This is a genomic window from Streptomyces sp. NPDC002232 (assembly GCF_042890295.1).
Classification (GTDB): Bacteria; Actinomycetota; Actinomycetes; order Streptomycetales; family Streptomycetaceae; genus Streptomyces.
This window is the reverse complement of record NZ_JBIARV010000006.1, coordinates 339293-361459: the sequence shown is the minus strand read 5'-3', so window position 1 is coordinate 361459 and position 22167 is coordinate 339293. Positions and strand designations below refer to the sequence as shown.

General features: G+C 73.3%; 22 protein-coding genes. 10 read left to right on the top strand and 12 right to left on the bottom strand.

Going from position 1 to position 22167, the window contains the following annotated elements; genetic code table 11:
- Positions 1 to 13: 13 nt before the first annotated feature.
- Positions 14 to 991: a helix-turn-helix domain-containing protein gene (locus ACFYXU_RS29915; RefSeq protein ID WP_389460836.1), complete on the bottom strand. Its 978-nt coding sequence runs from the start codon at positions 989 to 991 to the stop codon at positions 14 to 16.
- Between the two features lie 217 nt (positions 992 to 1208).
- Positions 1209 to 1700, bottom strand: a complete 492-nt coding sequence (locus ACFYXU_RS29910) for an ATP-binding protein (protein ID WP_389460834.1) — start codon at positions 1698 to 1700, stop codon at positions 1209 to 1211.
- Positions 1701 to 1854: 154 nt separating this feature from the next.
- Between ACFYXU_RS29910 and ACFYXU_RS29905 the strand changes: the two genes are divergently transcribed.
- Together ACFYXU_RS29905 and ACFYXU_RS29900 are read left to right on the top strand one after the other, a co-directional pair.
- Positions 1855 to 2730 (top strand): helix-turn-helix domain-containing protein, encoded by an 876-nt coding sequence (locus ACFYXU_RS29905; RefSeq protein WP_376508419.1) that lies wholly within the window; start codon positions 1855 to 1857, stop codon positions 2728 to 2730.
- The gene (locus ACFYXU_RS29900) at positions 2727 to 2993 is read left to right on the top strand and encodes a DUF397 domain-containing protein (protein WP_389460832.1); all 267 of its coding nucleotides are present in this window, start codon (positions 2727 to 2729) and stop codon (positions 2991 to 2993) included. Before ACFYXU_RS29905 ends, ACFYXU_RS29900 begins: the two co-directional genes overlap by 4 nt.
- 16 nt (positions 2994 to 3009) lie before the next feature.
- Here ACFYXU_RS29900 and ACFYXU_RS29895 read toward each other — a convergent pair whose 3' ends face one another.
- Entirely contained in the window at positions 3010 to 3441 is a 432-nt protein-coding gene (locus tag ACFYXU_RS29895; RefSeq protein WP_389460830.1) for a helix-turn-helix domain-containing protein, read from the bottom strand.
- Positions 3442 to 3640: 199 nt separating this feature from the next.
- On the opposite strand from ACFYXU_RS29895, the gene ACFYXU_RS29890 reads away from it, so the two are divergent.
- Both ACFYXU_RS29890 and ACFYXU_RS29885 read left to right on the top strand, forming a co-directional pair.
- Positions 3641 to 4207, top strand: a complete 567-nt coding sequence (locus ACFYXU_RS29890) for a Uma2 family endonuclease (protein ID WP_389407786.1) — start codon at positions 3641 to 3643, stop codon at positions 4205 to 4207.
- A gap of 97 nt (positions 4208 to 4304) precedes the next feature.
- Complete coding sequence (locus tag ACFYXU_RS29885; protein ID WP_389407785.1) at positions 4305 to 4646, top strand: DoxX family protein; 342 nt, start codon at positions 4305 to 4307, stop codon at positions 4644 to 4646.
- Between the two features lie 61 nt (positions 4647 to 4707).
- Here the strand turns inward: ACFYXU_RS29885 and metG are convergent, their stop codons facing one another.
- Complete coding sequence (gene metG, locus ACFYXU_RS29880) at positions 4708 to 6315, bottom strand: methionine--tRNA ligase (protein WP_389407784.1); 1608 nt, start codon at positions 6313 to 6315, stop codon at positions 4708 to 4710.
- A gap of 71 nt (positions 6316 to 6386) precedes the next feature.
- Here metG and ACFYXU_RS29875 point away from each other — a divergent pair, with 71 nt between their 5' ends.
- Both ACFYXU_RS29875 and ACFYXU_RS29870 read left to right on the top strand, forming a co-directional pair.
- Positions 6387 to 7043 (top strand): response regulator transcription factor, encoded by a 657-nt coding sequence (locus ACFYXU_RS29875; RefSeq protein ID WP_376508407.1) that lies wholly within the window; start codon positions 6387 to 6389, stop codon positions 7041 to 7043.
- Positions 7040 to 8125 carry a sensor histidine kinase gene (locus ACFYXU_RS29870; protein WP_376508405.1) on the top strand — a complete coding sequence of 362 codons (1086 nt, stop codon included), beginning with the start codon at positions 7040 to 7042 and terminating at the stop codon, positions 8123 to 8125. The genes ACFYXU_RS29875 and ACFYXU_RS29870 overlap by 4 nt, the downstream gene beginning before the upstream one ends.
- Positions 8126 to 8267: 142 nt before the next feature.
- Here ACFYXU_RS29870 and ACFYXU_RS29865 read toward each other — a convergent pair whose 3' ends face one another.
- Positions 8268 to 9926 (bottom strand): VWA domain-containing protein, encoded by a 1659-nt coding sequence (locus ACFYXU_RS29865; protein WP_389460828.1) that lies wholly within the window; start codon positions 9924 to 9926, stop codon positions 8268 to 8270.
- Between the two features lie 258 nt (positions 9927 to 10184).
- Here ACFYXU_RS29865 and ACFYXU_RS29860 point away from each other — a divergent pair, with 258 nt between their 5' ends.
- On the top strand, positions 10185 to 12248 hold the full coding sequence (locus ACFYXU_RS29860) for a PhoX family protein (protein ID WP_389407782.1): 2064 nt from the start codon (positions 10185 to 10187) through the stop codon (positions 12246 to 12248).
- A 25-nt stretch (positions 12249 to 12273) separates the two neighbouring features.
- Here ACFYXU_RS29860 and ACFYXU_RS29855 read toward each other — a convergent pair whose 3' ends face one another.
- The 7 genes from ACFYXU_RS29855 to ACFYXU_RS29825 form a co-directional block, all read right to left on the bottom strand.
- Positions 12274 to 13263, bottom strand: a complete 990-nt coding sequence (locus ACFYXU_RS29855; protein WP_329854960.1) for a hypothetical protein — start codon at positions 13261 to 13263, stop codon at positions 12274 to 12276.
- Between the two features lie 56 nt (positions 13264 to 13319).
- The gene (locus ACFYXU_RS29850; RefSeq protein WP_361395580.1) at positions 13320 to 14792 is read right to left on the bottom strand and encodes an APC family permease; all 1473 of its coding nucleotides are present in this window, start codon (positions 14790 to 14792) and stop codon (positions 13320 to 13322) included.
- 306 nt (positions 14793 to 15098) lie between these two features.
- Positions 15099 to 17051 carry an FUSC family protein gene (locus ACFYXU_RS29845; RefSeq protein WP_376508399.1) on the bottom strand — a complete coding sequence of 651 codons (1953 nt, stop codon included), beginning with the start codon at positions 17049 to 17051 and terminating at the stop codon, positions 15099 to 15101.
- Between the two features lie 478 nt (positions 17052 to 17529).
- Positions 17530 to 17772, bottom strand: a complete 243-nt coding sequence (locus tag ACFYXU_RS29840) for a DUF2630 family protein (protein ID WP_329854957.1) — start codon at positions 17770 to 17772, stop codon at positions 17530 to 17532.
- A 175-nt stretch (positions 17773 to 17947) separates the two neighbouring features.
- Positions 17948 to 18379 (bottom strand): hypothetical protein, encoded by a 432-nt coding sequence (locus ACFYXU_RS29835; RefSeq protein WP_376508395.1) that lies wholly within the window; start codon positions 18377 to 18379, stop codon positions 17948 to 17950.
- An 11-nt stretch (positions 18380 to 18390) separates the two neighbouring features.
- Complete coding sequence (locus tag ACFYXU_RS29830; RefSeq protein ID WP_389460825.1) at positions 18391 to 18819, bottom strand: hypothetical protein; 429 nt, start codon at positions 18817 to 18819, stop codon at positions 18391 to 18393.
- Positions 18820 to 18856: 37 nt separating this feature from the next.
- The gene (locus ACFYXU_RS29825; protein ID WP_376508391.1) at positions 18857 to 19654 is read right to left on the bottom strand and encodes an alpha/beta fold hydrolase; all 798 of its coding nucleotides are present in this window, start codon (positions 19652 to 19654) and stop codon (positions 18857 to 18859) included.
- 79 nt (positions 19655 to 19733) lie between these two features.
- On the opposite strand from ACFYXU_RS29825, the gene ACFYXU_RS29820 reads away from it, so the two are divergent.
- The 3 genes from ACFYXU_RS29820 to ACFYXU_RS29810 all read left to right on the top strand — a co-directional run bounded on the left by ACFYXU_RS29820 (position 19734) and on the right by ACFYXU_RS29810 (position 22154).
- A complete protein-coding gene (locus tag ACFYXU_RS29820) occupies positions 19734 to 21080 on the top strand; it encodes a PLP-dependent aminotransferase family protein (protein WP_389460822.1) in 1347 nt (448 codons plus the stop codon).
- Between the two features lie 49 nt (positions 21081 to 21129).
- Positions 21130 to 21603: an RrF2 family transcriptional regulator gene (locus ACFYXU_RS29815; RefSeq protein ID WP_389461128.1), complete on the top strand. Its 474-nt coding sequence runs from the start codon at positions 21130 to 21132 to the stop codon at positions 21601 to 21603.
- Positions 21604 to 21746: 143 nt separating this feature from the next.
- Positions 21747 to 22154: a RidA family protein gene (locus ACFYXU_RS29810; RefSeq protein WP_389407779.1), complete on the top strand. Its 408-nt coding sequence runs from the start codon at positions 21747 to 21749 to the stop codon at positions 22152 to 22154.
- The last annotated feature ends 13 nt before the right edge of the window (positions 22155 to 22167 follow it).

Genomic DNA, 22167 nt, shown 5'->3' with positions numbered 1-22167 from the left:
ACGAACATAAGTCCTATCTCGCCACTGTCGCGCAGCCTCCGCACGCGCCCGGTTTTGGGCCTCGGTAGGCGCGGTCGCAGGTGTCGCAGTTCTGGAGGGGGTGCGGGACGGGCGGGCGTGGTGGGAGGAAGGGTGGGAGCGGGGGGAGTTGGGCCGTCAGGCGGTGGGCCAGGAGGGCGGCGGGGCGGCGGAGGGGCTCCGCGGGGAGCAGGGTGGTCAGGGCGCGGTGGATGCAGTCGGGCGTGACGTCGCGCTCCAGCCAGGTCACCACGCCCGGCGCGAGGTGTTCGGCGTCCGTGGCGGAGATCAGCAAGCGGGTGTCGGTCCTGCGGAGGCCGGAGAGGATGCCGATGGCCGTCTGGACCTGGTCGGGGGTGGCGTACGCGGGCTGCGGTACGGCCGGCAGGGCGGCCGGCCTGCGGGGTTCGCGTCGGCGGGGCGCGGGATCATGAGCCTCGCGTCGGCGCGGCGCGGGCTCCTGTGCCTCGCGTCGGCGGGGCGGGGGCGCCTGTGCCTCGCGTCGTCGTTGCGGTGGCTCTTGGGTCCCGCGTCGTCGGGGTGGGGGCTCCGGCTCGGGCCTCGGGCGGGGGGTGTTCCCGCCGCCGGTGCGGCCGAGGGGGCGGTTGCAGGAGATCGTGCGGGTGACGACGTGGCCGGCCGGGGTGCGTTCCTTGTTGCGGCGCACGTAGCCGTGGGCCTCCAGCTCGCGCAGCGCCGCGGCGATCCGCGTCGTGCCCTCCGGGAAGCGGCGGGCCAGGGAGCGGATGTCCACCGGCGATCCGGTCGGCAGCGACTGGATGTGGGTCGCCAGGCCGATCGCGGTGAGTGAGAGCTCCTCGTGCTGTGCGAGGTGGTTTCCGACGACCGTGAAGTGAGTGGCGTGAGGGGCGTTCTCGTGCACCACTCCGGCCGAAGTCCCCCGGGAAGGGTGGTTCTTGGCCTCGTCACGGGACGCGGCGGGCGCCTGGGCGCTAGGGTTCTGGCTATCCATTGCGGAAGTCGCTTCTTCCTCGGTGGTCAGGCCCTCGCACTGGGATGGCCGTCCCGGCGAGGGCCGACGCATGTCTGCGTTCGGCTCTGTTGGGCAGAGCGTAGATCAAACAACCCACCACTTCGCCAGCTGAGTTGGCCTTCTTCACCCGTGTGAGTGAGAGCCCGCTTCCGGGAGGGGAAGGGTGGGGCTTGGTGGGGTTTCTTTCTCTCCGGAGTTACTTGGGGAGACCGACCACGGCACCGGTGACCAAGGGATCGGTCCCCGGTGGGCCGGTGACGTCGAACTCGGCCCACACGGTCTTCTGCGGCACGGGACCGAGCCTCACCCCCCACCGGTCCGCGAACGCCTCCACCAGCAGCATTCCCCGCCCGCCCTCCTCGTCCGGCGCCGTCCCTCCGAGCCTGGGCAGGCTCTCCGCCCGGGTGTCCGTCACCTCGATCCGGAGGCCCTCCGCAGACACCCGCAGCACCAGACGGAAGCTCCGGCCGCCGACCCTGCCGTGCGTCGCCGCGTTCGCCGCCAGCTCCGCCACGACCTGCGCCGCCGCCTCGGGCACTCCGTACGGCAGCTCCCTGTCCCGGAGCCACTCCACCGCGAGCAGCCGCGCGAGCCGGGCCCCACGAGGGGTCGGCGACAGGAGCACGCCGAAGTGCGCTGGTGAGAGGGGTACTTGGGTGGTGCTGTGCATGGTGTTCTTCTGATTCACGTCACCGAGCGTGGCGGCCCTCGCCTAGCGTGAACAGTGACGGCATCGATGCGTACGGTGACTGTCCGGCGCTTGTCCACTGCTGTCCGGGCTGTCCGGACCCCCTTCACGGGTAGGGGCGTCGCGCCACGAAGCGGCGAGGGAAGGGTGCGGTATGTCGGTGGATGGTGCGGCGCAGCGGCTCAAGACCGAGGCGGACGAGCCGGGGTGGGAGGTCGACCCGGACGACGACTGGGGCGTGGCCGTGGTCGCCACCGTGGGACGGCAGTTGCGGCTGCGGAGGGAGGCGGTGGGGATGCGGGCCGCCGAGATTGGGACCGCCACGGGCTACGGCGAAGACCTCATCTACAAGATCGAGAGCGGCAAACGGATCCCGCGCCCCGAGTTCCTGGACAAGGCGGACGAGGTCCTGGGGGCGGGCGGCCTCCTCTCGGCCATGAAGGAGGACGTGGCGAAGGTCCGGTACCCGAAGAAGGTAAGGGAGTTGGCCACGCTGGAGGGGCGGTCGGTCGAGATCGGGGTCTACGAGTGCATCAGTATCAACGGCCTGTTGCAGACCCCTGATCACGCCCGAGCTCTGTTCGAGGTTCGACAGCCCGCATACTCGCCGGACGAGGTGGAACGGCTGGTGACCGCCCGCATGGCGCGGCTGTCCGTCTTCGAGCGATCCCCCGCGCCTTCGCTCAGCTTCGTCCAGGAAGAGGCGACGCTGAGACGCCGTGTCGGCGGCACAATGGTGTGGCGGCAACAGCTCGAACACCTGCTGGAGGTGGGGCGCATGAACAGCGTTGCGCTCCAGGTGATGCCGACGCAGAGTGAGGCCCATCCCGGTCTCAGCGGGAGGATCGAACTGTTGAAGTTCGAGGACGGCTCGGCAGTGGGACGTTCTGACGGCGCATTCAACGGGCGTCCGACCCACGAGCCGAAACAACTGAGGATCCTTGAACTGAGGTATGGCACCATCCGGGCTCAGGCGCTCCCGCCGGGGGAGTCATTGGCCCTCATCGAGCAATTGCTGGGAGAAACATGATCCGCAAGACCTCTGCCGGGGACCTCGGCGAACTGGTGTGGTTCAAGAGCAGTTACAGCAGCGGTCCCGAGGGCGACTCCTGCATCGAGGTCGCCTGGCGCAAGAGCAGCTACAGCAGCAGCAGCGAGGGCGACTCCTGCGTCGAGGTCGCCGCCACCCCCGCCACCGTCCACGTCCGCGACTCCAAGAACCTCGGCGGTCCCCAGCTCGCGCTGACGCCCGGGGCCTGGGCGGGCTTCGTCTCGTACGCGGTCGGCAGCTGACGTACACCGACCTCAGTCATCGAGAGGCCGACGAGGCCGGCCACGCGATGTCGTCGATCGCCAGCCACGGTGCGGTGGCGATCGCCGTGGGAGTGAGCCCCGTGAATGACCTGACCTCGCGGTGAAGAGGGGACTGGTCGGCGTAGCCGCTCTCGGCGGCGACGCCGGCGACGGCGTGACCCGCCGCGAGGAGCCGTGCGGCGTGGTCGAACCGCACCAGCCGCGCGGCGCGTTTGGGTGTGATGCCGAGTTGGGACCGGAAGCGGGCCGACAGGCGCTTCCGGCTCCAGCCGACCTCGTCCGCGAGCCCTTCGACCCGTGTCCGCCCCTGGCTGGTGCGCGTCCGACGCCAGGCGAAGGCGACCTCCGGGGCGACCGGCGTGCGGGTGTCCAGGCGTCGGCCGACGAGGTCCGCCGCGATCGCGGGCTCTCTGTCGTGGGCATTCATGCGAGTGATGGCGCGGCGGGTGCCGGTGATCGGTCTTGTACGAATGTCGTCACCCGCGCGGGTGAAAGCACGAGAAAGTCTGGATACCAGGCCAGGGGCATATGTCAGCGTGCCTGTCATGGCGACAGCGACGACCCCCGTCGAGCGGACCGGGAAGCACGTACCGTGGAAGGCACCACCGATCCGGGAGGAGTCTGCCGTGAGCGTCCTGACTCAGGAGGGGTTCGAGGAACTGGCCCGTCTGGGCGAACGCGTGGACGAGTCCCTGCGCCTTGAATTCGTCAACGGGAAGATCGGGGAGAAGGCGTTGCCGGACGGTGATCACGGGCGGATCATCGAGTGGCTCACCCGCCTGTGCCTTCAGGCCGACGCCGGTTGGTGGCTCTATCCCGATCAAGGGCTCAGGATCGAGAAGTACCGCAAGGGCAACGCCCGTCCGGACGGCTGCCTCGCGCCGAGCGACACCTTCGTCGGACAGGGCGAGTGGGCCAGTCCCGACGGCGTCCTCATGACCGTCGAGGTCACGTCGGGCGACTCGGACACCGGGCAGTGGGACCGGGTGCAGAAGCCGCACGCCTACGCGGAAACGGGGATTCCCGTCCACCTGCTGATCGACAGGACCGCGGGCGAGGTCAAGGTCCACTCCCAGCCGGACGGAGAGCGCTACGAGATGGTCGCGACCGTGCCCTTCGGCAAGACCGTCACCCTCCCCGAGCCGGTGGGGATGGAACTGGACACGGAGCCCTTGAAGAACTGGGTTCGCTGACTTTTCTCGCGCGGGCTGTCACACATCCCGTCCCCGCTCCGTCAGTGCGGTGTCCGGCTCGGTCGAGGCGGACGTCGGAAGGGCCTAAGGAGCCGGGATGTCCACCACCGCCATCGTCGTCACCGCCGTCGCCGCGTTCATGGCCGGGTTCTCCGGGGCCTCGGTCTTCTTCCGGGCGAAGTTCGTCGTCGAGCCGCTCGCCGCGTACGGGGTGCCGCGCGCCTGGTGGAACTGGCTCGGGGCCGCCAAGGCCGCCGGGGCCGTCGGGCTCGTCGTCGGGTTCTGGGTGCCGGTCATCGGGACCCTCGCCGCGATCGGGCTGGTCCTCTACTTCGCCGGGGCCGTGATCACCGTGCTGCGGGCCCGCGCCTACGGCCACGCCCCCTTCCCGCTCGTCTACATGGCGCCCGCCGTCGCCGCCCTCGCCCTGACCTGGTGACCGTGGGCAGCGAAAAGGCCGCCGCCCCCCGCAGAGGGGGACGGCGGCCTTCGCCGTTGCGTCAGTCCTTCTTCGGGTCCTCCAGGCGCGGGAACAGCACCGCGCCCTTCGTCACCGTCGCGCCCGCGGGGAGCCGGCCCCACTCGCCCGAGGACTGGACCGGCTGGGCCGCCAGGGTGCCCAGGGACTCCTCGGCGCCCAGGGACTCCCAGAGCGCCTGCGAGGTCTCCGGCATGATCGGGTTCAGGAGGACCGCGACGGCGCGGAGCGACTCCGCGGCCGTGTAGAGGATCGTCGCCAGGCGGGCCTGGCCCTCCGGCGACTCGTCCTTCGCGACCTTCCACGGCTCCTGCTCCGTGATGTAGCCGTTGACCTGCTTCACGAAGTCGAAGATCGCCAGGATGCCGCCCTGGAAGTCGAGCTCCTCGCCGATCTTCGCGTCGGCGGTCTCGACGGCCTTCGCCAGGCCCTCGTGGATCGCCTTCTCCGCGTCGCCGTCGGCCGCCGACGCCGGCAGCGCGCCGCCGAAGTACTTGCCGACCATCGCCGCCACGCGCGAGGCCAGGTTGCCGTAGTCGTTCGCCAGCTCGGACGTGTACCGGGCGGTGAAGTCCTCCCACGAGAACGAGCCGTCCGAACCGAACGCGATCGCCCGCAGGAAGTACCAGCGGTACGCGTCCACGCCGAAGTGCGAGGTCAGGTCCTGCGGCTTGATGCCCGTCAGGTTCGACTTCGACATCTTCTCGCCGCCGACCATCAGCCAGCCGTTCGCCGCGACCCGGCCCGGCACCGGCAGACCCTGCGCCATCAGCATCGCCGGCCAGATCACCGCGTGGAAGCGCAGGATGTCCTTGCCGACCAGGTGCGTGTTCGCCGGGAAGGTCTCCTCGAACTTCGCCGGGTTCTCGTTGTAGCCGACGGCCGTCGCGTAGTTCAGGAGCGCGTCGACCCACACGTAGATGACGTGCTTCTCGTCCCACGGGATCGGGATGCCCCAGTCGAACGTCGAGCGCGAGATCGACAGGTCCTGAAGGCCCTGCTTGACGAAGTTCACGACCTCGTTGCGCGCCGACTCCGGCTGGATGAAGCCCGGGTTCGCCTCGTAGAACTCCAGCAGCTTCGGGCCGTACTCGCTCAGCTTGAAGAAGTAGTTCTCCTCCTTGAGGATCTCCACCGGCTTCTTGTGGATCGGGCACAGCTTCGTGCCGTCCTCGGCCTCGATGAGGTCGCCGGGGAGCTTGTACTCCTCACAGCCCACGCAGTACGGGCCTTCGTACCCGCCCTTGTAGATCTCGTCCTTGTCGTACAGGTCCTGCACGAACTCCTGCACGCGGTCGGTGTGACGCTTCTGCGTGGTGCGGATGAAGTCGTCGTTCGCGATGTTCAGGTGCTCCCAGAGGGGCTTCCACGCCTCCTCGACGAGCTTGTCGCACCAGGCCTGGGGCGTGACGTCGTTCGCCTCGGCCGTGCGCATGATCTTCTGACCGTGCTCGTCCGTGCCGGTGAGGTACCACACCTTCTCGCCGCGCTGACGGTGCCAGCGCGTGAGCACGTCGCCTGCGACGGTCGTGTAGGCGTGGCCCAGGTGAGGAGCGTCGTTGACGTAGTAAATGGGGGTCGTGACGTAGAACGCCTTCGCCCCCTGCTTCTCGGATCCAGTGGCCGCCATGGTCGAAATCCTAACGGCCCGACGAAGATCCCCTCACATCGATAAACAGGGGGGTGTGGATGATGAACGGCATGCGTGTACTCGTAGCCGAGGACGAGCGGGACCTCGCCGCGCTCCTCGCCACCGGCCTCCGCCGCGCCGGCTTCGCCGTCGACACCGTCCACGCGGGCGACGACGCCCTGGAGCGGCTCGCCCTGGACGCGTACGACGTCCTCGTCCTCGACCGCGACCTGCCCCGCGTCCACGGCGACGACGTCGCCCGCCGGGTCCTCGCCGACGGATCCCCCACCCGGATCCTCATGCTCACCGCCTCCGCCGCCGTCGAGGACCGCGTCGAGGGCCTCGACCTCGGCGCCGACGACTACCTCGGCAAGCCCTTCGACTTCCCCGAGCTCGTCTCCCGCGTCCGGGCCCTCCGGCGGCGCTCCGCCCGCCCCGCCCTGCCGCCGCTCCTCGCCCGCGACGGCCTCGTCATGGACACCGTCCGCCGCACCGCCGCCCGCGACGGACGGGACCTCGACCTCTCCCCCAAGGAGTTCTCCGTCCTCCAGCTCCTCCTGGAGGCCGACGGCGCCGCCGTCTCCGCCGAGGAGCTCCTCGAACGCGCCTGGGACGCCCACGCCGACCCCTTCACCGGGGCCGTACGCGTCTGCCTGAGCAAGCTGCGGGCCAAGCTCGGCGAACCCCCGCTCATCCGGACCGTCCAGGGCGTGGGGTACCAGCTGTGAGCGACGAGCCGATCCTCGGCGCCGGGTCCACCATCCGCACCCGCATCGCCCTCGTCTACGGAGGCGTCTTCCTGGTCCTCGGCGCCGCCCTTCTGATTTTGGTGAACCTGCTGGTCAGGGCCGGTACGGACGCCGACGCGGACGCGATCGTGGCCCGCGCCGACGGGGCCGCCGTCGTCGAGGCGTACCGGATCGGCGACGACGTCAGCCGGGCCGCCGGGCAGCAGATGCTCATGTGGTCCTCCCTCAGCCTGCTCGTCATCGCGTGCGTCGCGGTCGTGGTGGGCTGGTGGACCGCCGGGCGCGTCCTGCGGCCCGTCCACGAGATGACGGCCCGCGCCCGCCGGCTGTCCGGGCTCGACGAGAGGCTCGACGTGCGCGGGCCCGACGACGAGCTCAAGGAGCTCGGCGACACGATCGACGCGCTGCTCGGACGCCTGGAGACCGCCTTCGACAGCCAGCGCCGCTTCATCGCGAACGCCTCCCACGAGCTGCGCACCCCGCTCGCCACCCAGCGCGCCGCGCTCCAGATCGGGCTCGACGAGGACTGCGAGGTCCGGCAGGTGCTCCTCGACGCCAACCGGCGCAGCGAGCGCCTCATCGACGGACTGCTGCTCCTCGCGCGCGGCGAGCGCGGGCTCGACGCACGGGAGGACGTGCGGCTCGGGGACGTCGTCACGGAGGAGTACGCGGGCGCGTGCGTGGCGGACGACGGCGGTGTCGTACGGGGCAGCCGGGTGCTGCTCGCGCACCTCGTACGGAACCTCGTCGCGAACGCCGTCGCCTACAACGTGCCGGGAGGCGAGGTCCGCGTGCGGGTCGGGCCGCCCGGGGTCCTCACCGTCGTCAACACCGGGCCCGTCGTCCCGGACGGCGACGTCGACGCGCTCTTCGAACCCTTCCGGCGCGGGGAGGGGCGGGACCGGACGGGGCCCGGCGCGGGGCTCGGGCTCTCCATCGTGCGGTCCGTCGCCGTCGCGCACGGCGGTGCGGTGCGCGCGGTGGCGCGGGGGGCGGAGGAGGGCGGCGGGCTGGTGGTGACGGTGACCCTGCCGGTCACCGCCACCCCCGCCGCGGGCTAGAGCCGTCGGCCGGAGTCGTCGGCCGCTGTTGTTGGCCTGAGCCGTGGGCTGGAGCCGTGGGCCGGGGCCCGTCGGTCTGAGCCGTGGGCTGGAGCCGTGGGCCGGGGCCCGCCGGCCGGAGCCGTCGGGCAGGGCCCGTCGGCTAGAGCTCCAGGCCGGTGAGCAGGCCCCGGTAGAACGCCGCGTGCGGCGTCTCCACGGGCGTCACGCCCGCGAAGTACGTCGCCGTGCGGGGGGTGCCGTCGAGCTTCCGCAGGAAGTCGAAGGCCTTGCCGTTCCCCTCGCCCCAGGCCACGAACCGCCACTGCAACGGACGGTCGGCGGCCTCGGCGAGCGCCTGCACGGCGGCCGCCCTCGACTCCGGGGCGCCGTCCGTCTGGAAGACGACGAGCGCCGGGCGGGCCGGGTCGTTCTTCTCGTGGTGGGCCAGGACCTCTTCCACGGCACGGTGGTAGTTGGTGCGGCCCAGGCGGCCCAGGGTGCCGTTGATCGCCTCCACGCGGGTGGGGGTGAGACCGGCCGGGGTCAGGTCGACGGTGCCGTCGATGTCCGTCGAGAAGAACACGGTCGTGACGGTGGCCGTCTCGTCCAGGTGCGCCGCGAGCGCCGTGACCTGCTCGGCGAGCCGCTGCACGGAACCGTCCTTGAAGTACCCGCGCATCGAACCGGACCGGTCCACGACCAGGTACACCGTGGCCCGCGCCCCCGTGAGCTGCTGCTTCTTGAGCTGCGCGCCGGCGGCCTTGTACGCGTCCACGAGGTGCGGCGCGACGGCCCGGACGGCGGCGAGGGGGAGGGCGGGCTTCCCGGGGGCGGGGGCGGGGGCCTCGTCGGCCGGAGCGGCGGTGACGGGTGCGGGGGCCTCGTCGGCCGGGGCCTGGTCGGTGGGTGCCGCCGGTGCCGCCAGCGCTTCCGGTGCCGCCAGCGCTTCCGGTGCTTCCGGTGCAGCCGGGGCGACGGCGGCGGGCGCGGCCTGCGGCTCCTCGATCTGCGGCTCGGCCGGGGTGACGTCGTCAGCGACGACGAGCGCCTCGGGCTCGGCGAGGACCGCTTCCGGCTCCGCCGGGACCGTGACCTCGGCCTGCGGCTCGGCCGCGGCCTCCGCCTCCGGCGCGGGCGTGCTGTCCGCCGCTGCGACCGTCTCCGGCTCCTCGGGGGTGACCGGCTCCTCGGGAGTCGCCACCGAGGCGGGCTCGGCGGCCTCGACGGGCTCCTCGACGGCGTCGGCCACGACCACCGCTTCGGCCGGTGCCGCCGCCTCCGGCTCGGGAGTCGTGGACTCCTCGGCCACCGCAGGCTCGTCGGCAGGCGCCGTGGCCTGCGGCTCATGTACGGCCTTCTCCTCGGCCACCTCGGCAGGCGCCGCCGTCTCGGCCACCGGGGCCACCGGGGCCACCTCGGCCACCGCAGCCTCCTCGGCCGGTGCCGCCGCCTCCGGCTCGGGAGCCGTGGTCCCCTCGGCCTCGGCCACCTCGGACGCCTTCGGCTCCTCGGCCGGCACCGTCGGCACCGTCGGCTCCGCCGTCCGGGCCTTCGGGATCTGGGGGTTGTCGAAGGCCGCCGCCACCAGGTCGTCCGCCGCGCGGTGTGCCTCCGTCTCCGGTGCGGCCGGGGCCGCCGGGGACGCCGCCGGCTCCGGCGTCCCGGACTCCGCCGACGCGACCCGGTCCGACGCCTCGACCGGCTCCGGGGCGGTCGTCGTCGTCTCCTGGTTCTCACGCGTCTGGGGCGGGACGGAGGTTGCCGGGGATTCCTCGCGGTCCCGGCCGAACACCTTGCGCAGCATGCTCCGAATACCCATGGGCGAACCCTTTCGCATGAGTGGGGGTGCGGTGTGAATGTCCGTACTGGGCGTTTCGGGACGTTCATCCCTGGCCAGGGCGGACACGTAAGGTTAGCGGCCGCCCCCTCCTCCTCCGGTGACCCGGTCGCCCCCGGTTGCCGTGCATTCATGCGGCGTTCATTCCGCTGCCGTCCCTGTGCAGATGTGTGCACATAGCGTCGCCGCCGAAGGAATCCGACACCATGTCGGCGCAGTCGTGCGCCGGAGGAGGACGAAGTGCGCAAACTGCTGCCGCTGCTGAGCACGAACCCCCACGGAGGCGGCCGTTCCGCTCTCACCTGCCGGTACCGGTGCGGTGACGCCTGCTTCCACGAGGTGCCCAACACCAGCGACAACGCGTACGTCGGCGACGTCATAGCCGGTGTCCTCTCGCGCCGTTCCGCCCTCCGCGCCGCCGCCGTCGTGACCGTCGCCTCCGCCGCCGGTGGCGCCGTCGTCCTCGGCAACGTGCCCCTCGCCCAGGCGCAGCCGAACCACCGGCACAAGCCGCAGCCCGCCGACGGCGCCCGCGGCCTCCGCTTCGCGCCCGTCGCGCCCAACAACGACGACCGGGTCACCGTCCCCGCCGGATACGCACAGAACGTGGTCATCCGCTGGGGCGAGCCGATCCTCCGCGGCGCGCCCGCCTTCGACTCCGAGAAGCAGACCGCGAAGGCGCAGGCCGGGCAGTTCGGCTACAACAACGACTTCCTGTCCCTGCTGCCGCTGCGCGAGGAGCACGACCGTCAGGTCCTCGTCGCGAACCACGAGTACACCGACGAAGTGCTCATGTTCCGCGGGTACGACCCCGCCAACCCGACCCGCGAGCAGGTCGAGGTCGCCTGGGCCGCGCACGGCCTCTCCGTCGTCGTGGTCCAGGAGGAGCACCGGACCGGCCGCCTCACGCCCGTCACCCGCCACCGCCTCAACCGGCGCCTGCACACCACCAGCGAGTTCCGGGTCACCGGCCCGGCCGCCGGCAGCGCCCTGCTGAAGACCTCCGCCGACCCGACGGGCCGCACGGTCCTCGGCACGCTCAACAACTGCGCCGGCGGCACCACCCCGTGGGGCACCACCCTCCACGGCGAGGAGAACTTCAACCAGTACTTCGCCAACGGTTCCAGCGCCACCGACAAGCGGTACGGCGTCGGCACCGGGGCCACCGAGCGGAAGTGGGAGCGCTTCGACCGGCGCTTCGACCTCAAGCAGGAGCCCAACGAGGTGCACCGCTTCGGCTGGGTCGTCGAGCTCGACCCGTACGACCCGGAGTCGACGCCCCGCAAGCGCACCGCGCTCGGCCGCTTCAAGCACGAGGCCGCGCAGCCGCGCCTCACCGAGGACGGCCGCCCGGCCGTCTACATGGGTGACGACGAGCGGTTCGACTACTTCTACAAGTTCGTGTCGAGCAAGCGGATGAAGAAGGGACACTCGCGGGCCGCCCACGAGCACAACCTCACGCTGCTCGACGAGGGCACCCTGTACGTCGCCCGGCTGACCGGCGACTCGCCGGCCGCCGAGATCGACGGCACCGGCAAGCTCCCGAACGACGGCGAGTTCGACGGCACCGGCGTGTGGATCCCGCTCGCCACGGCCGGCCCCGACGGCGCCGTCTCGCACGTCCCCGGCATGACCGCCGAGGAGGTGTACGTCTTCACCCGGCTCGCCGGTGACAAGGTCGGCGCCACCAAGATGGACCGGCCCGAGGACGTCGAGCCGTCGCCGCGCAGCGGCCGCGTCTACGTCGCGCTCACCAACAACACCGACCGGGGCAAGGCCGGCAAGGCGCCCGCCGACGAGGCCAACCCGCGCAACCTCAACAAGCACGGGCAGATCCTGGAGCTCGCCGAGCACTGGGACGACCCGTCCGCCGACGGCTTCGCCTGGCGCCTGTTCCTCGTCGCCGGCGACCCGAACGACCCGGCCACGTACTTCGCCGGCTTCCCCAAGGAGAAGGTCTCCCCGATCTCCTGCCCGGACAACGTCGCCTTCGACCCGCACGGCAACCTGTGGATCTCCACCGACGGCAACCAGCTCGGTTCGCACGACGGCCTGTTCGGCGTCGCCACCCGGGGCGAGCGGCGCGGTGAGCTCAAGCAGTTCCTGACCGTGCCGACCGGCGCCGAGACCTGCGGCCCGCTCGTCCAGGACCGCCGCGTCCTGGTCGCCGTGCAGCACCCGGGCGAGGTCGACGGCGCCTCCGTCGAGAAGCCCGCCTCCGTCTGGCCCGACGGGCCCGGGAAGATCGTCCGCCCGTCGGTCGTCGCCGTGTGGCGCACGGACGGCGGCGACATCGGAGTCTGACGCCCCACGGGGCCCGGGAGCGGGGTCACCCCGCTCCCAGGCCCTCCGCGAACCGGGTGAACTGCTCCTCGGGGTCGCCCGTGTACGCCCACGGCACCCACGCCGCCCGCGCGCCGAGCAGCCCCATCAGCTCGCGGGCCAGCTCCACCTGGCCCGCGTAGCAGGCGGCGTGCGCGAGGAAGTTCAGGTCGCCGACCTCCTCGGGCGCCACCGGCCGCCCCGGGTCCCGCCCGCCGATCCACCGCGCGTGCGTCCGGCGCAGCTCGGTCACCGCCAGCTCGTGCTTCCAGTGCTGGTCGAAGCCGCGCACCGGGCCCCGGCCGAGCGCGCCGTCCGCGATGTACCGGTACTCCTCGACCCGCGCCACCTGCACCAGGACCGGCAGCGGGGAGCCGGGAGGTGCCACGCCCGCCGCGTCGCGCGCGAAGTCGTACATGCTGCCGTGCGTGCCGTGCCACCGCGCCGACCAGTAGCGCAGCACCTGGATGTGGCCCTCGGTGTTGTACGGGTCGCGGCGCCTCAGCTCGTCGAACCAGTGCCGCAGTTCACGGCGCGGCACCCCGCCCTCGTAGAGCCGCGCCACCGAGAGCAGCGACACCCACGGCATCGGGTCGGCCGGAGCCGCCTCGGCGGCGCCCCGGCAGGCGTCAACGGCGGAGTCGATCCGGCCCCGGTCGAGCGTGGCGCCCCGGCCGGCCGCGATGGCCGCGTCGAAGACCCGTACGACCTCGGTCGCGGCCCGCAGCACGGCGGCGTCGGGATTGCCGGGCTCGGCGGCCCGCCAGGTCTCGACCGTGGAGCTGCCGGCGGCGGCGTGCGACAGGAGCCGCAGCCGGTGGGTGCGGCGCGCCCAGTCCGTGCCGGTGGCGGCGAGCAGGTCCCGCACGCCCTGCCAGCGGCCGATCACGATGTCGTGGCGCGCCTCGGTCAGCGCCCGGTCCCCGAAGTCCGGGTCGAAGTCGGGCGCGAAGCGCTCGGGACGTGCCGGGCGCGCGGAGCGGCGGCGTACGGCCATCGGGGGCCTCCTTCGGGTTCGGCTGCCGTCAGAAGTCGCTCGGTGCGGAAGGGGGGTCAGAAGTCCGTCGCGTAGTTCTTGTCGCGGGCTCCGGTGCTGCGGGTGGCCGGGGCCGAGCCCTCCGCCGCCGCCAGCGCGCGGACCGCGTCCAGGCGGGCGGGGCGGTAGTAGTCGCTGCCCCGGCGCCAGTACACGACCAGCGGGATCACGCCCAGGAGCAGTCCGCCCAGGCCGATGGTGACGGCGGTCGTGGAGAGGACGCTGAGCGACTCGACGAAGGCCCACAGCATGAACGCGGAGCCGAGGAGCGGCCAGAGGCCCCCCAGGAGCAGGTTCCGCACGGAGCGGAAGAGGACCGCCTTGTACGCGACGACGGCGGCGATGCCCGCGAGGCCGTAGTAGAAGGCGATCTGGAGGCCGATGGCGGAGACGGCGTCGCTGATCAGCTGCTGCACGGAGTCGGCGGCCGCGGCCGCGCAGAACATGACGAGGGCGGCGCCGCCGACGGTGGCGATCGCGACCCAGGGGGTGTTCCAGCGGCGGTGCACGAGGCCGAGCGCGGCGGGCAGGGTCCGGTCGCGGCCCATCGCGAAGAGGGAGCGGGTGACCTGGAGGAGGGTGGTCTCCAGGGTGGCGACGGTGGACAGGACGACGGCCACGACGAGCAGTTTGCCGCCGACGCCGGGCCAGATCTCCTGACCGAGGACGGCGAGGACGTTCGGCCCCGCGGCGCGGATCTCCTCGGCGCTCAGCAGGACGTTGACGGCGACGGTGAAGGCCTCGAAGAGGAGGAAGACGAAGCCGACGCCGACGAGCGCGGCGAGGCCCGCCGTGCGGCGGCTGTCGCGGGTCTCCTCGCTGAGGTTGCTGGTGACGTCCCAGCCCCAGTAGTAGAACGCGGCGATCAGCGCCCCGGCGGCGAAGCCCTCCGGCCCGTCGAAGCGGTCGAGCGCGAACCAGGACCAGTCGAAGGCGGTGGCGCGGCCCCGGTGCGCGACGGCGGCCAGGACGAAGCCGAGCAGGATGAGCATCTCGATGCCGGACATCACGAGTTGCGCGCGCACGGTGAGGCGGGCGCCGCCCAGGACGACGAGCAGCATCATCAGGAACCAGCCGGCGCCGACGGCGGCCGCGAGCGGGGTGCGCGCGGCGAGGTCGGGGTCGATCAGGGAGAGCGTGAGGGAGCCGGCGGGCAGTGAACCGGCCACCATGAAAACGGTGGCGGCGAAGACGAGCGCCCAGCCGGAGAGGAAGCCGAGGAAGGGGTGGAGGGTGCGGCCCACCCAGGAGTATCCGGCGCCGGCGTTGACGTCGATGCGGCCGAGGCGGGCGTACGCGAGGACGATGCCGAGCATCGGTATCGCGCAGTAGAGCAGGGCGGCGGGTCCGGCGAGGCCGACCGCGCCGAAGAGGACGGCGGTGGTCGCGGCCAGCGAATAGGCGGGGGCGCTGCCGGCGACGGCCATCACGATCGTGTCGAAGGTGCCGAGGACGTTGGGCTGGAGCCCTCTGTTCGTGGTGGTGCGCATGGCGGGTCCTCGAGGACGCGGGGGGCTGAGGGGGGTGTGGTGCGGTGCTACGGGGGTGCGTTGCGGTGCGGTGACGCGGTGCGGTGGGCCGGGGAGGGGAGCGGGGGCCGAGGGCGGGGCTCGGGGCGGGGTCGGGGAGGCAGGGCGAAGTGGCGCGTCCGCCGGGCCGGTTGCGGACGGCGGCGGGCGCGGATCACGGTGAATCGAGCGCATCGTAGTCGCCCGGGTGGCTTCCGGTAACGGCGGCGGGGAAGGTTCCGTTCCGTGACCGCCGGTAAGTCCTCCCGTACGCCCCCGGAGGGAGGTTTACCGCAGGTCGGGACCGGCGATGGCGCGGGCCGCGGCGACCTCCTGACGGAGCGGCGCCAGGACTCCGTTCTCGTCGCCGGGCAGCTCCGCGCGCACCTCGACGAGGGTGGCGCTCGCGCGCAGCCCGTCCGCGAGCTCCCGCAACTCCCGCCGCACGGCGTCGACCTCGGCCGGATCGGGCGCGGGGGCGCCGTGGTCGACCCGGATCCGGGCCGCGGTCGTCGCGTCCACGATCCGTTCCACGGCGACGACGAGCGGCCACCAGGCGGCGGCGCGGGTGCCGGTCGGCGGGGGTTCGGTCAGGGCGCGCTGGAACTCGGAGCGGACGGTCGAAAGGTCGCGGTAGAGCGTGCGCCGGGCCCGCAGCCGGGCGCCGTGGTCCTCCCGCGCGCCGAACGCCCGCTCCACGTAGGCGGCGGAGTCGGCGACCGCGTCCGCGAGCCGGTCCCCGATCCGGGCGTGCCAGGACTCGGGCCAGAGCAGATAGCCGGCGACCAGGGCGATGGCGCAGCCGATGAGCGAGTCGTAGAGGCGGGGCAGGACGAGGTCGAAGCCCTGGTGGTTGAGGGCGTCGGAGAGCAGCAGGATCACCGGTGTGATGGCCGCGGTCTGGAAGGCGTACCCCTTCGCGGAGAAGGCGGGGATCAGGGCCGCGAGGACGGCCGTCACCGGCACGTCCCACCAGCCGCGCGGCACCTGGGACAGCACGAGCGCGGCGAGGACGAGCCCGGCGGCGGTTCCGGCGGCGCGGAGCACGGCCCGGGAGAACACCGAGCCGAAGTCGGGCTTCATCACGAACGTGACGGTGAGCGCGACCCAGTACGAGCGGGGTACGGCGATCAGCGACACCAGGGCCTGGGCCAGGCCGATGCAGAGCGCCAGCCGCAGGCCGTACCGCCAGGAGGCCTCGGAGAAGAGGACCGCGCGGGTGACGCGGCGGACGCGGACCCGCAGCGCGGCGGGCCGGCCGAGCCGGTCGTCGACGTTGTACGGGTCGGGGTCGGAGGCGTGGACGACGGCGGCGGCGTGCCGCAGGGCGTGGTCCACGGCCTTCTCGGCGGGCCGTTCGGGCTCGGGCAGGTCCGGTTCGGGGTCGCCGGTGCGGCCCTCGGCGACGGCGTCCGCGAGGTCCCGCACGGCCGCCGGGATCGCCGGGGACAGCGGGCCGACGAGCCTGGCCCGCAGATGGGCGGCGGGCGCGGCCTCGACGAGCGGGATGACGACGTTCAGCTGGGCCAGGACGCGGACCAGGGAGGGCGCGCGGCCGTGCTGGCGGGCGCGGCGGGCGAGGACCAGGTCGTACGACTGGTTGAGGGAGGCGGTGACGGCCTGCCGTTTCTCCTCGTACGCGCCGGTGCCGGTGGCCTCGTAGAGCTCGGCGACGGTCCGGTAGGTCGCCGCGACGGCCTCCCGTTCGGGCACGGCGCGGCGCATCGGCCAGCCGAGGAGGGTGAGCGCGAGGACGAACAGCCCGCCGAGGGTGAGGAGCACGGGCGCCGTCCACCACGGGTCGGGCATGGGCAGACCGGCCCCGACGACCGCGTTGAGCAGCAGGAGCAGGCCCGACACGGAGGCGACCGCGCCGATCGAGGAGATCATCCCGGAGACCAGGGCGACGAGGGTGAGCGCGGCGACCGCGAGCCAGCCCTGCCCGAAGACGAGGGTCCCGAGGGTGACGCCGACGGCGCCGAACAGCTGTGGCAGGGCGATGTTGTAGACCCGCATCCGGTACGCGTCGGCGGTGTCGCCGATGACGCCGGAGAGCGCCCCCATCGAGACGAGCGCGCCGTACGCGGGCCGGTCGACGGCGAGCCCGACGGCGAGGGGCACGGAGAGCGCGATGGCCGCGCGGACCACGGCGGCCCAGGGGATGGGGGTGGGCGCGGGCCTGAGACCTGCGGTCAGCCAGGCGGGCGGGGTGATCCGGACGGGTCCTGCGGGACGTGCCATGCGCCCAACGTACGACGCGCGGGGCACGCGGCCGCGTCCGGTGGGTGCCTCGGCTGCGCGTCTGGGCCTTCGCCCCGCGCGCGCGTGCGCCCGCGCCCGGGTGGGCCGCCGCCCCGCACCCGTCGTGGGGCCCGTCGCCCGCTGCCCGTGTGGGCAATCGTCCCGCTGGGGCGGGACGGGTGGGCACACGGGACGGCGCCCTTCGCGGCGCCTCCGCCTCCTGTGCCTGGACCCGCACCGCCCGGGTGCCGTCACCGGTGGTGCGGGTCGGGGCGCGGGAGCCTCTGGCGCCGGCAGGGCGCGGGTCCGTTGTGCCCACCCGTTCCGCCCCTTGCGGAACGCCTGCCCACAACGGGCGGGCCGTGGGCCCACAATGGCGGGCGCGGGCCCACAACGGGGGCGGTGGGGGCGCCGCCCACAGCGCGGCGGGCGCGGGCCCGCAACGGGCGGGGGCGCCGCCCGCAACGGGCCGGCGGGGTCAGTTGCGGTAGGACTCGACCTCCGACGGTGGGCGGAGGGACGCCTCGTCCGGGTTCTCTCCGAACTCCGCCTTCGCCCGCCGCTGCCGCAGCAGGTCCCAGCACTGGTCGAGCCGTACTTCGAGGTCGGCGAGGCGGGTGCGCTCCTCGGGCTGGAGGCCGCCGGTGCCCGCGCGCTCGCGCAGGGCGCGCTCCTCCTCGACGAGGGCGCCGATGTCGTCCAGGATCTCCTCGTTGTCCATGCCTTCCAGCGTGGCGGATCGGCGCCCGGCGCGCAGGTCGAGATCGGCGAGGGCGGCCCGGTGGCCGGTGTTTCCAGCAGGCGGCAGCCGGTGGCGACCGCGGACACGGTGAGGAGCAGCCGCGCGGCCCAGGCGCCGAGGCGGCGCCTGGGGAGCGGTGGTGCGTCCACGGGCCTCAGTGGCGCAGGGCCTGCCCGATCTCCGCCTTCGGGGTGCCCGAGAGGGTCCGGTTGCTGCGTGCCGTACCGGTCTTGGACTTCCCCGGCTCGACCCCGTCGATGCTGAGGACGACGGAGTCGAGCAGATTGCCGTCCGCGTCACGGAAGTTGACCATGACCGTGTAGTCGGCCTTCTTGTCCTTGGGGTTGGTCGCCGTGATCGTGGCGACCGTGCGGTCCCCGTCGGCGCTGGTGGGGCCCGCGCTGACGTCTCCGCCGGCGTTCACCCCGTCCTTGACCTCGTTCATCTTCTCCTCGGCGGCCGAGGCGACGGCCGCCGTGGCGGAGGAGACGATGTCGCCGGCCTTGTCCGACGCGGCGTCGCAGCCGGTCAGGGCGAGGAGCAGGGCGGTGGAGGCGAGCGCGAGGCCCGTCGTACGGCGTCTCATCCGGCCGCTCCTCAGTACTTCTCGCGCGCGCCGCGGGCGTCGTCCGTGGCCAGTGCCCAGATCACGAAGATCGACACGGCCATGGAGAAGAGCGCCCACCACGGCTGGTAGGGGAGGAAGAGGAACTGGAAGAGCAGGTTGAGCGAGGCCAGGCAGATGCCGGCGACCCGGCCCCACTCGGCGCCCTTGAGGATCCCGAAACCGGCGATGGCGACGACGACGCCGAGGATCAGGTGGATCCAGCCCCAGGCGGTGAGGTTGAACTTGAAGACGTAGTCGCCGACGCGGGTGTAGACGTCGTCCTCGGCGATGCCGGCGATGCCCTGGAAGATGTCCATGAAGCCGGTGACCAGCATGAGGACACCGGCGAAGAGGGTGCCTCCCGCGGCCCATGCGCCCGCGGAGCTGTCCGGCCTGGGAGGTGCGCTGTTCTGGCTCATGGCCCCATCGTCGGAGCGTTCGTACGTTTCCGAACCTTCAGCTGGGCCGGACGAGTGAGCGCAGGAAGGCGTCGAGGGCCGCGTCGAACTCCTCGGGCCGTTCCAGGTTGGGCAGGTGCGCGGCCCGTTCGATCACGGTGAGCGTGGAGCGGTCGAGCAGGGCGTGCATCTCCTCCGCGTCCGCGACGGGGGTGTACGTGTCGTCCCGGCCGACCACGACGAGCGCGGGGACCGCGAGGGCGGCGAGCGTCGCGCGGTAGTCGGGGCGCTCGGCCCGGCCGCGCAGGGCGGCGGCCGCGGCGGCCGGGTCGGTGGCGCGCATCATGCGGTGGACGTGCGGTGCGGCGTGCGCGTTGTACGGGGCGACCATCCGGTCCAGGACCTCGTCGGCGTACCCCCGCATGCCCTCCGCGAGCAGCCGGTCGGCCATGGCGTTCCGGGCGGCCCTGCCCTCCTCGGTCTCGGCGGCGGGGAAGGTGTCGGCGAGGACGAGCCCCCGGACCCGGCCGGGGTGGCGGCGGACGAGCTCCATGGCGATCTGGCCGCCCATGGAGAGCCCGGCGAGGACGCATTCCCCGATCTCCAGGTGGTCCAGGAGGGCGACGAGGTCCTCGGCGAAGTCGCCGAGGGCCGTGGCGCCGGTGGAGGCGCCCAGGGGTGTGGCGCCGTAGCCGCGCAGGTCGGGCGCCAGGACGCGGTGGGTGCGGGAGAAGCGGTCGATCTGCGGCTGCCACATGGTGTGGTCGAAGGGGTGGCCGTGGACGAGGAGGAGGGCGGGGCCGGTGCCCCGGTCCTCGTAGAAGGTGCTGGTGGCGAGGGTTTCGGCGACGGGCATGACGGCAGGCTAGGCAGCCGCGACTCCTCGGTGCAATAAGATCTTTGCTCTCGGTGCAATGAGGTCGGGGAGGTCTCCGGTGGACGAGTACCGCAGGATCGCGGACCGGGTCGAGGCGGCCGTACGGGACGGGCGGCTGCGGCCCGGAGACCGGATGCCGCCGCAGCGGGTCTTCGCCCGCCGCCACGGGATCGCGAACTCGACGGCCATCCGGGTCTACGGGGAGCTGGCCCGCCGCGGCCTGGTCGTCGGCGAGGTCGGGCGCGGCACCTTCGTCCGGGCCGCGCCCCCGCTGCCCGGGCCCGCGCTCGCCGAGGCGACCGGCGCCGCGCCCGTCGACCTCCAGCTCAACTACCCGTCGGCCGAGGGCCAGCCGGAGCTGATGGCCCGGGCGCTCGCGGCGCTCGCCCGGCCCGACGTGCTCGCCGAGGCCGTCTCCCGGCCGGCGCCCGCGACCGGCACGGCCGAGGCGAGGGACGCGGCCTCGGCCGTCCTGGCCCGGCCCGGCTGGGCGCCGGACCCCGACGCCGTCCTCTTCGCGGGGAACGGCCGCCAGGCCATCGCCGCCGCGCTGTCCGCCCTCGTGCCGCCCGGCGGCCGCCTCGGCGTCGAAGCACTCACGTACCCGCTGGTCAAAGCCGTCGCGGAACGCCTCGGCATCCGGCTCGTCCCGCTCGCCCTCGACGCGGAGGGCGTACGGCCCGAGGCGCTCGCGGCCGCCCACCGGACCGCGCCGCTCGCCGCCGTCTACCTCCAGCCGACCCTGCACAATCCGCTCTCCACGACCGCCGGGGAGGGCCGCCGGGCCGAACTCGCCGCGCTGCTGCGCCGCCTGGACCTGACGGCCGTCGAGGACACCACCTGGGCCTTCCTGCTGCCCGACGCGCCCGCGCCGCTCGCCGCGCACGCGCCCGAGCGGGTCCTCCTGGTCGACAGCCTCTCCAAGCGGCTCGCCCCCGGTCTGACCGTCGGCTACCTCGTGACGCCCGGGAGGTTCCGTACGGCGGCGGCCGACGCCCTGCGCTCCGGCGCCTGGACCGCGGGCGGGCTCGCACTCGCCGCCGCCACCCGCTGGACCGGGGACGGCACGGTCGCCGGGGCCGTCGCCGCGAAACGGGCGGACACCGGGGCGCGGCACGCCCTGGTCCGGCGCCGGCTCGCGGGACACGCGCTGCGGACCTCCCCGCACGCGTACTACTGCTGGTGGGAGCTGCCCTCGCCCTGGCGCGCGGAGACGTTCACGGCGGCGGCCGCCGCGCGCGCGGGCGTGGCGGTCACCCCGGGCAGCGCCTTCGCGGTGGGCTCCGGCACGGCCCCCGACGCCATCAGGCTGGGCCTGGCGTCGCCGCCCCTCGCGGTCCTGGACGAGGCGCTGGCCCGGCTGGCGTCGGTGGCGGACTCCGGGCCGGGGGAGGCCGAGGGGTAAATCCCTTGATCTTCATGATCCTGGATACATAACATCCAGGATCATGAAGATGAGTGAGGGCGTGGAGTGGGCGCTGCACAGCTGCCTGAACCTGGCCTGGATCGGACCCGAGCGGGCGGTCACCGCGGCCCGCCTCGCCGCCTACCACGACCTGCCCGCCGCCTACCTCAACAAGCAGCTCCAGGCGCTCGCACGGGCCGGGATCGTCACCTCCGTCTCCGGCCCCAAGGGCGGCTTCCGCCTGGCACGCGGCCTGGACCGGATCACCCTCATGGACGTCTACACCGCGATCGAGGGCCCCGAGGAGGCCTTCCGCTGCACCGAGATCCGGCAGCAGGGACCCGGCGCGGGACCCCCGCGGGCCTACGCGGCCGAGTGCGCCGTCGCCGGCGCCATGGGCCGGGCCGAACTGGCCTGGCGGCGCGAACTGGCCGCGCAGACCCTGGACGACGTCCGCCGACGGGCCGAACTCCAGGCCCCGACGGCGCCGGACCGGCTGCGGAGCTGGTTCACGGGCACGTGACCGGCGGCGGGCGGCCGGGGCCTGCTTCCTCGCCGGTCCCCGCGGTTCCTGGCCGGGCCCCGTCCGGTGGCGCCGCCTCAGTGATTCCGGACCTCGCACATCCACTTCATGGCTCCCCCGTACCCATCGGAAGGAACGTCCCCATGACCGACCAGCGCGTCATCACCAACCCCGCCACGCTCCACGACCCCACCCCCTTCGGATACAGCCACGCCGTCTCCGCCCCCGGCGAGCTCGTCTTCATCGGCGGCCAGTACGCCTCCGACCCGGCCGGAGCGCCCGTCCCCGGCGACTTCACCGCCCAGGTCGAGCTCTCCCTCACGCACCTGCGGCACGCCCTCGAAGGCGTCGGCCTCGGCCTCGAACACGTCGTCCGTCTCGGCACCTACATCGTCGACCACGACCTCGCCAAGCTGGAGGTCCTCGGCAAGGCCCTCCACGCCCACTTCGGCGAGCGGCTGCCCGCGCAGACCCTCAGCGGCGTCGCGGCGCTCGCGCTGCCGGGCATGCTCTTCGAGATCGACGCCGTCGCCGCACGGCCCGCCGCCTGATCCACTTGCGGGG

Excerpts from the sequence above, each read along its gene's own strand:
- ACFYXU_RS29810 (WP_389407779.1), top strand. The coding sequence starts at position 21,747 with ATGACCGACCAGCGCGTCATCACCAACCCCGCCACGCTCCACGACCCC.
- ACFYXU_RS29875 (WP_376508407.1), top strand. The coding sequence starts at position 6,387 with ATGCGTGTACTCGTAGCCGAGGACGAGCGGGACCTCGCCGCGCTCCTC.
- ACFYXU_RS29845 (WP_376508399.1), bottom strand. The coding sequence starts at position 17,051 with ATGGCACGTCCCGCAGGACCCGTCCGGATCACCCCGCCCGCCTGGCTG.
- ACFYXU_RS29855 (WP_329854960.1), bottom strand. The coding sequence starts at position 13,263 with ATGGCCGTACGCCGCCGCTCCGCGCGCCCGGCACGTCCCGAGCGCTTC.
- ACFYXU_RS29840 (WP_329854957.1), bottom strand. The coding sequence starts at position 17,772 with ATGGACAACGAGGAGATCCTGGACGACATCGGCGCCCTCGTCGAGGAG.
- metG (WP_389407784.1), bottom strand. The coding sequence starts at position 6,315 with ATGGCGGCCACTGGATCCGAGAAGCAGGGGGCGAAGGCGTTCTACGTC.
- ACFYXU_RS29865 (WP_389460828.1), bottom strand. The coding sequence starts at position 9,926 with ATGGGTATTCGGAGCATGCTGCGCAAGGTGTTCGGCCGGGACCGCGAG.
- ACFYXU_RS29835 (WP_376508395.1), bottom strand. The coding sequence starts at position 18,379 with ATGAGACGCCGTACGACGGGCCTCGCGCTCGCCTCCACCGCCCTGCTC.
- ACFYXU_RS29850 (WP_361395580.1), bottom strand. The coding sequence starts at position 14,792 with ATGCGCACCACCACGAACAGAGGGCTCCAGCCCAACGTCCTCGGCACC.
- ACFYXU_RS29825 (WP_376508391.1), bottom strand. The coding sequence starts at position 19,654 with ATGCCCGTCGCCGAAACCCTCGCCACCAGCACCTTCTACGAGGACCGG.
- ACFYXU_RS29915 (WP_389460836.1), bottom strand. The coding sequence starts at position 991 with ATGGATAGCCAGAACCCTAGCGCCCAGGCGCCCGCCGCGTCCCGTGAC.
- ACFYXU_RS29895 (WP_389460830.1), bottom strand. The coding sequence starts at position 3,441 with ATGAATGCCCACGACAGAGAGCCCGCGATCGCGGCGGACCTCGTCGGC.
- ACFYXU_RS29905 (WP_376508419.1), top strand. The coding sequence starts at position 1,855 with ATGTCGGTGGATGGTGCGGCGCAGCGGCTCAAGACCGAGGCGGACGAG.
- ACFYXU_RS29900 (WP_389460832.1), top strand. The coding sequence starts at position 2,727 with ATGATCCGCAAGACCTCTGCCGGGGACCTCGGCGAACTGGTGTGGTTC.
- ACFYXU_RS29815 (WP_389461128.1), top strand. The coding sequence starts at position 21,130 with ATGAGTGAGGGCGTGGAGTGGGCGCTGCACAGCTGCCTGAACCTGGCC.
- ACFYXU_RS29830 (WP_389460825.1), bottom strand. The coding sequence starts at position 18,819 with ATGAGCCAGAACAGCGCACCTCCCAGGCCGGACAGCTCCGCGGGCGCA.
- ACFYXU_RS29885 (WP_389407785.1), top strand. The coding sequence starts at position 4,305 with ATGTCCACCACCGCCATCGTCGTCACCGCCGTCGCCGCGTTCATGGCC.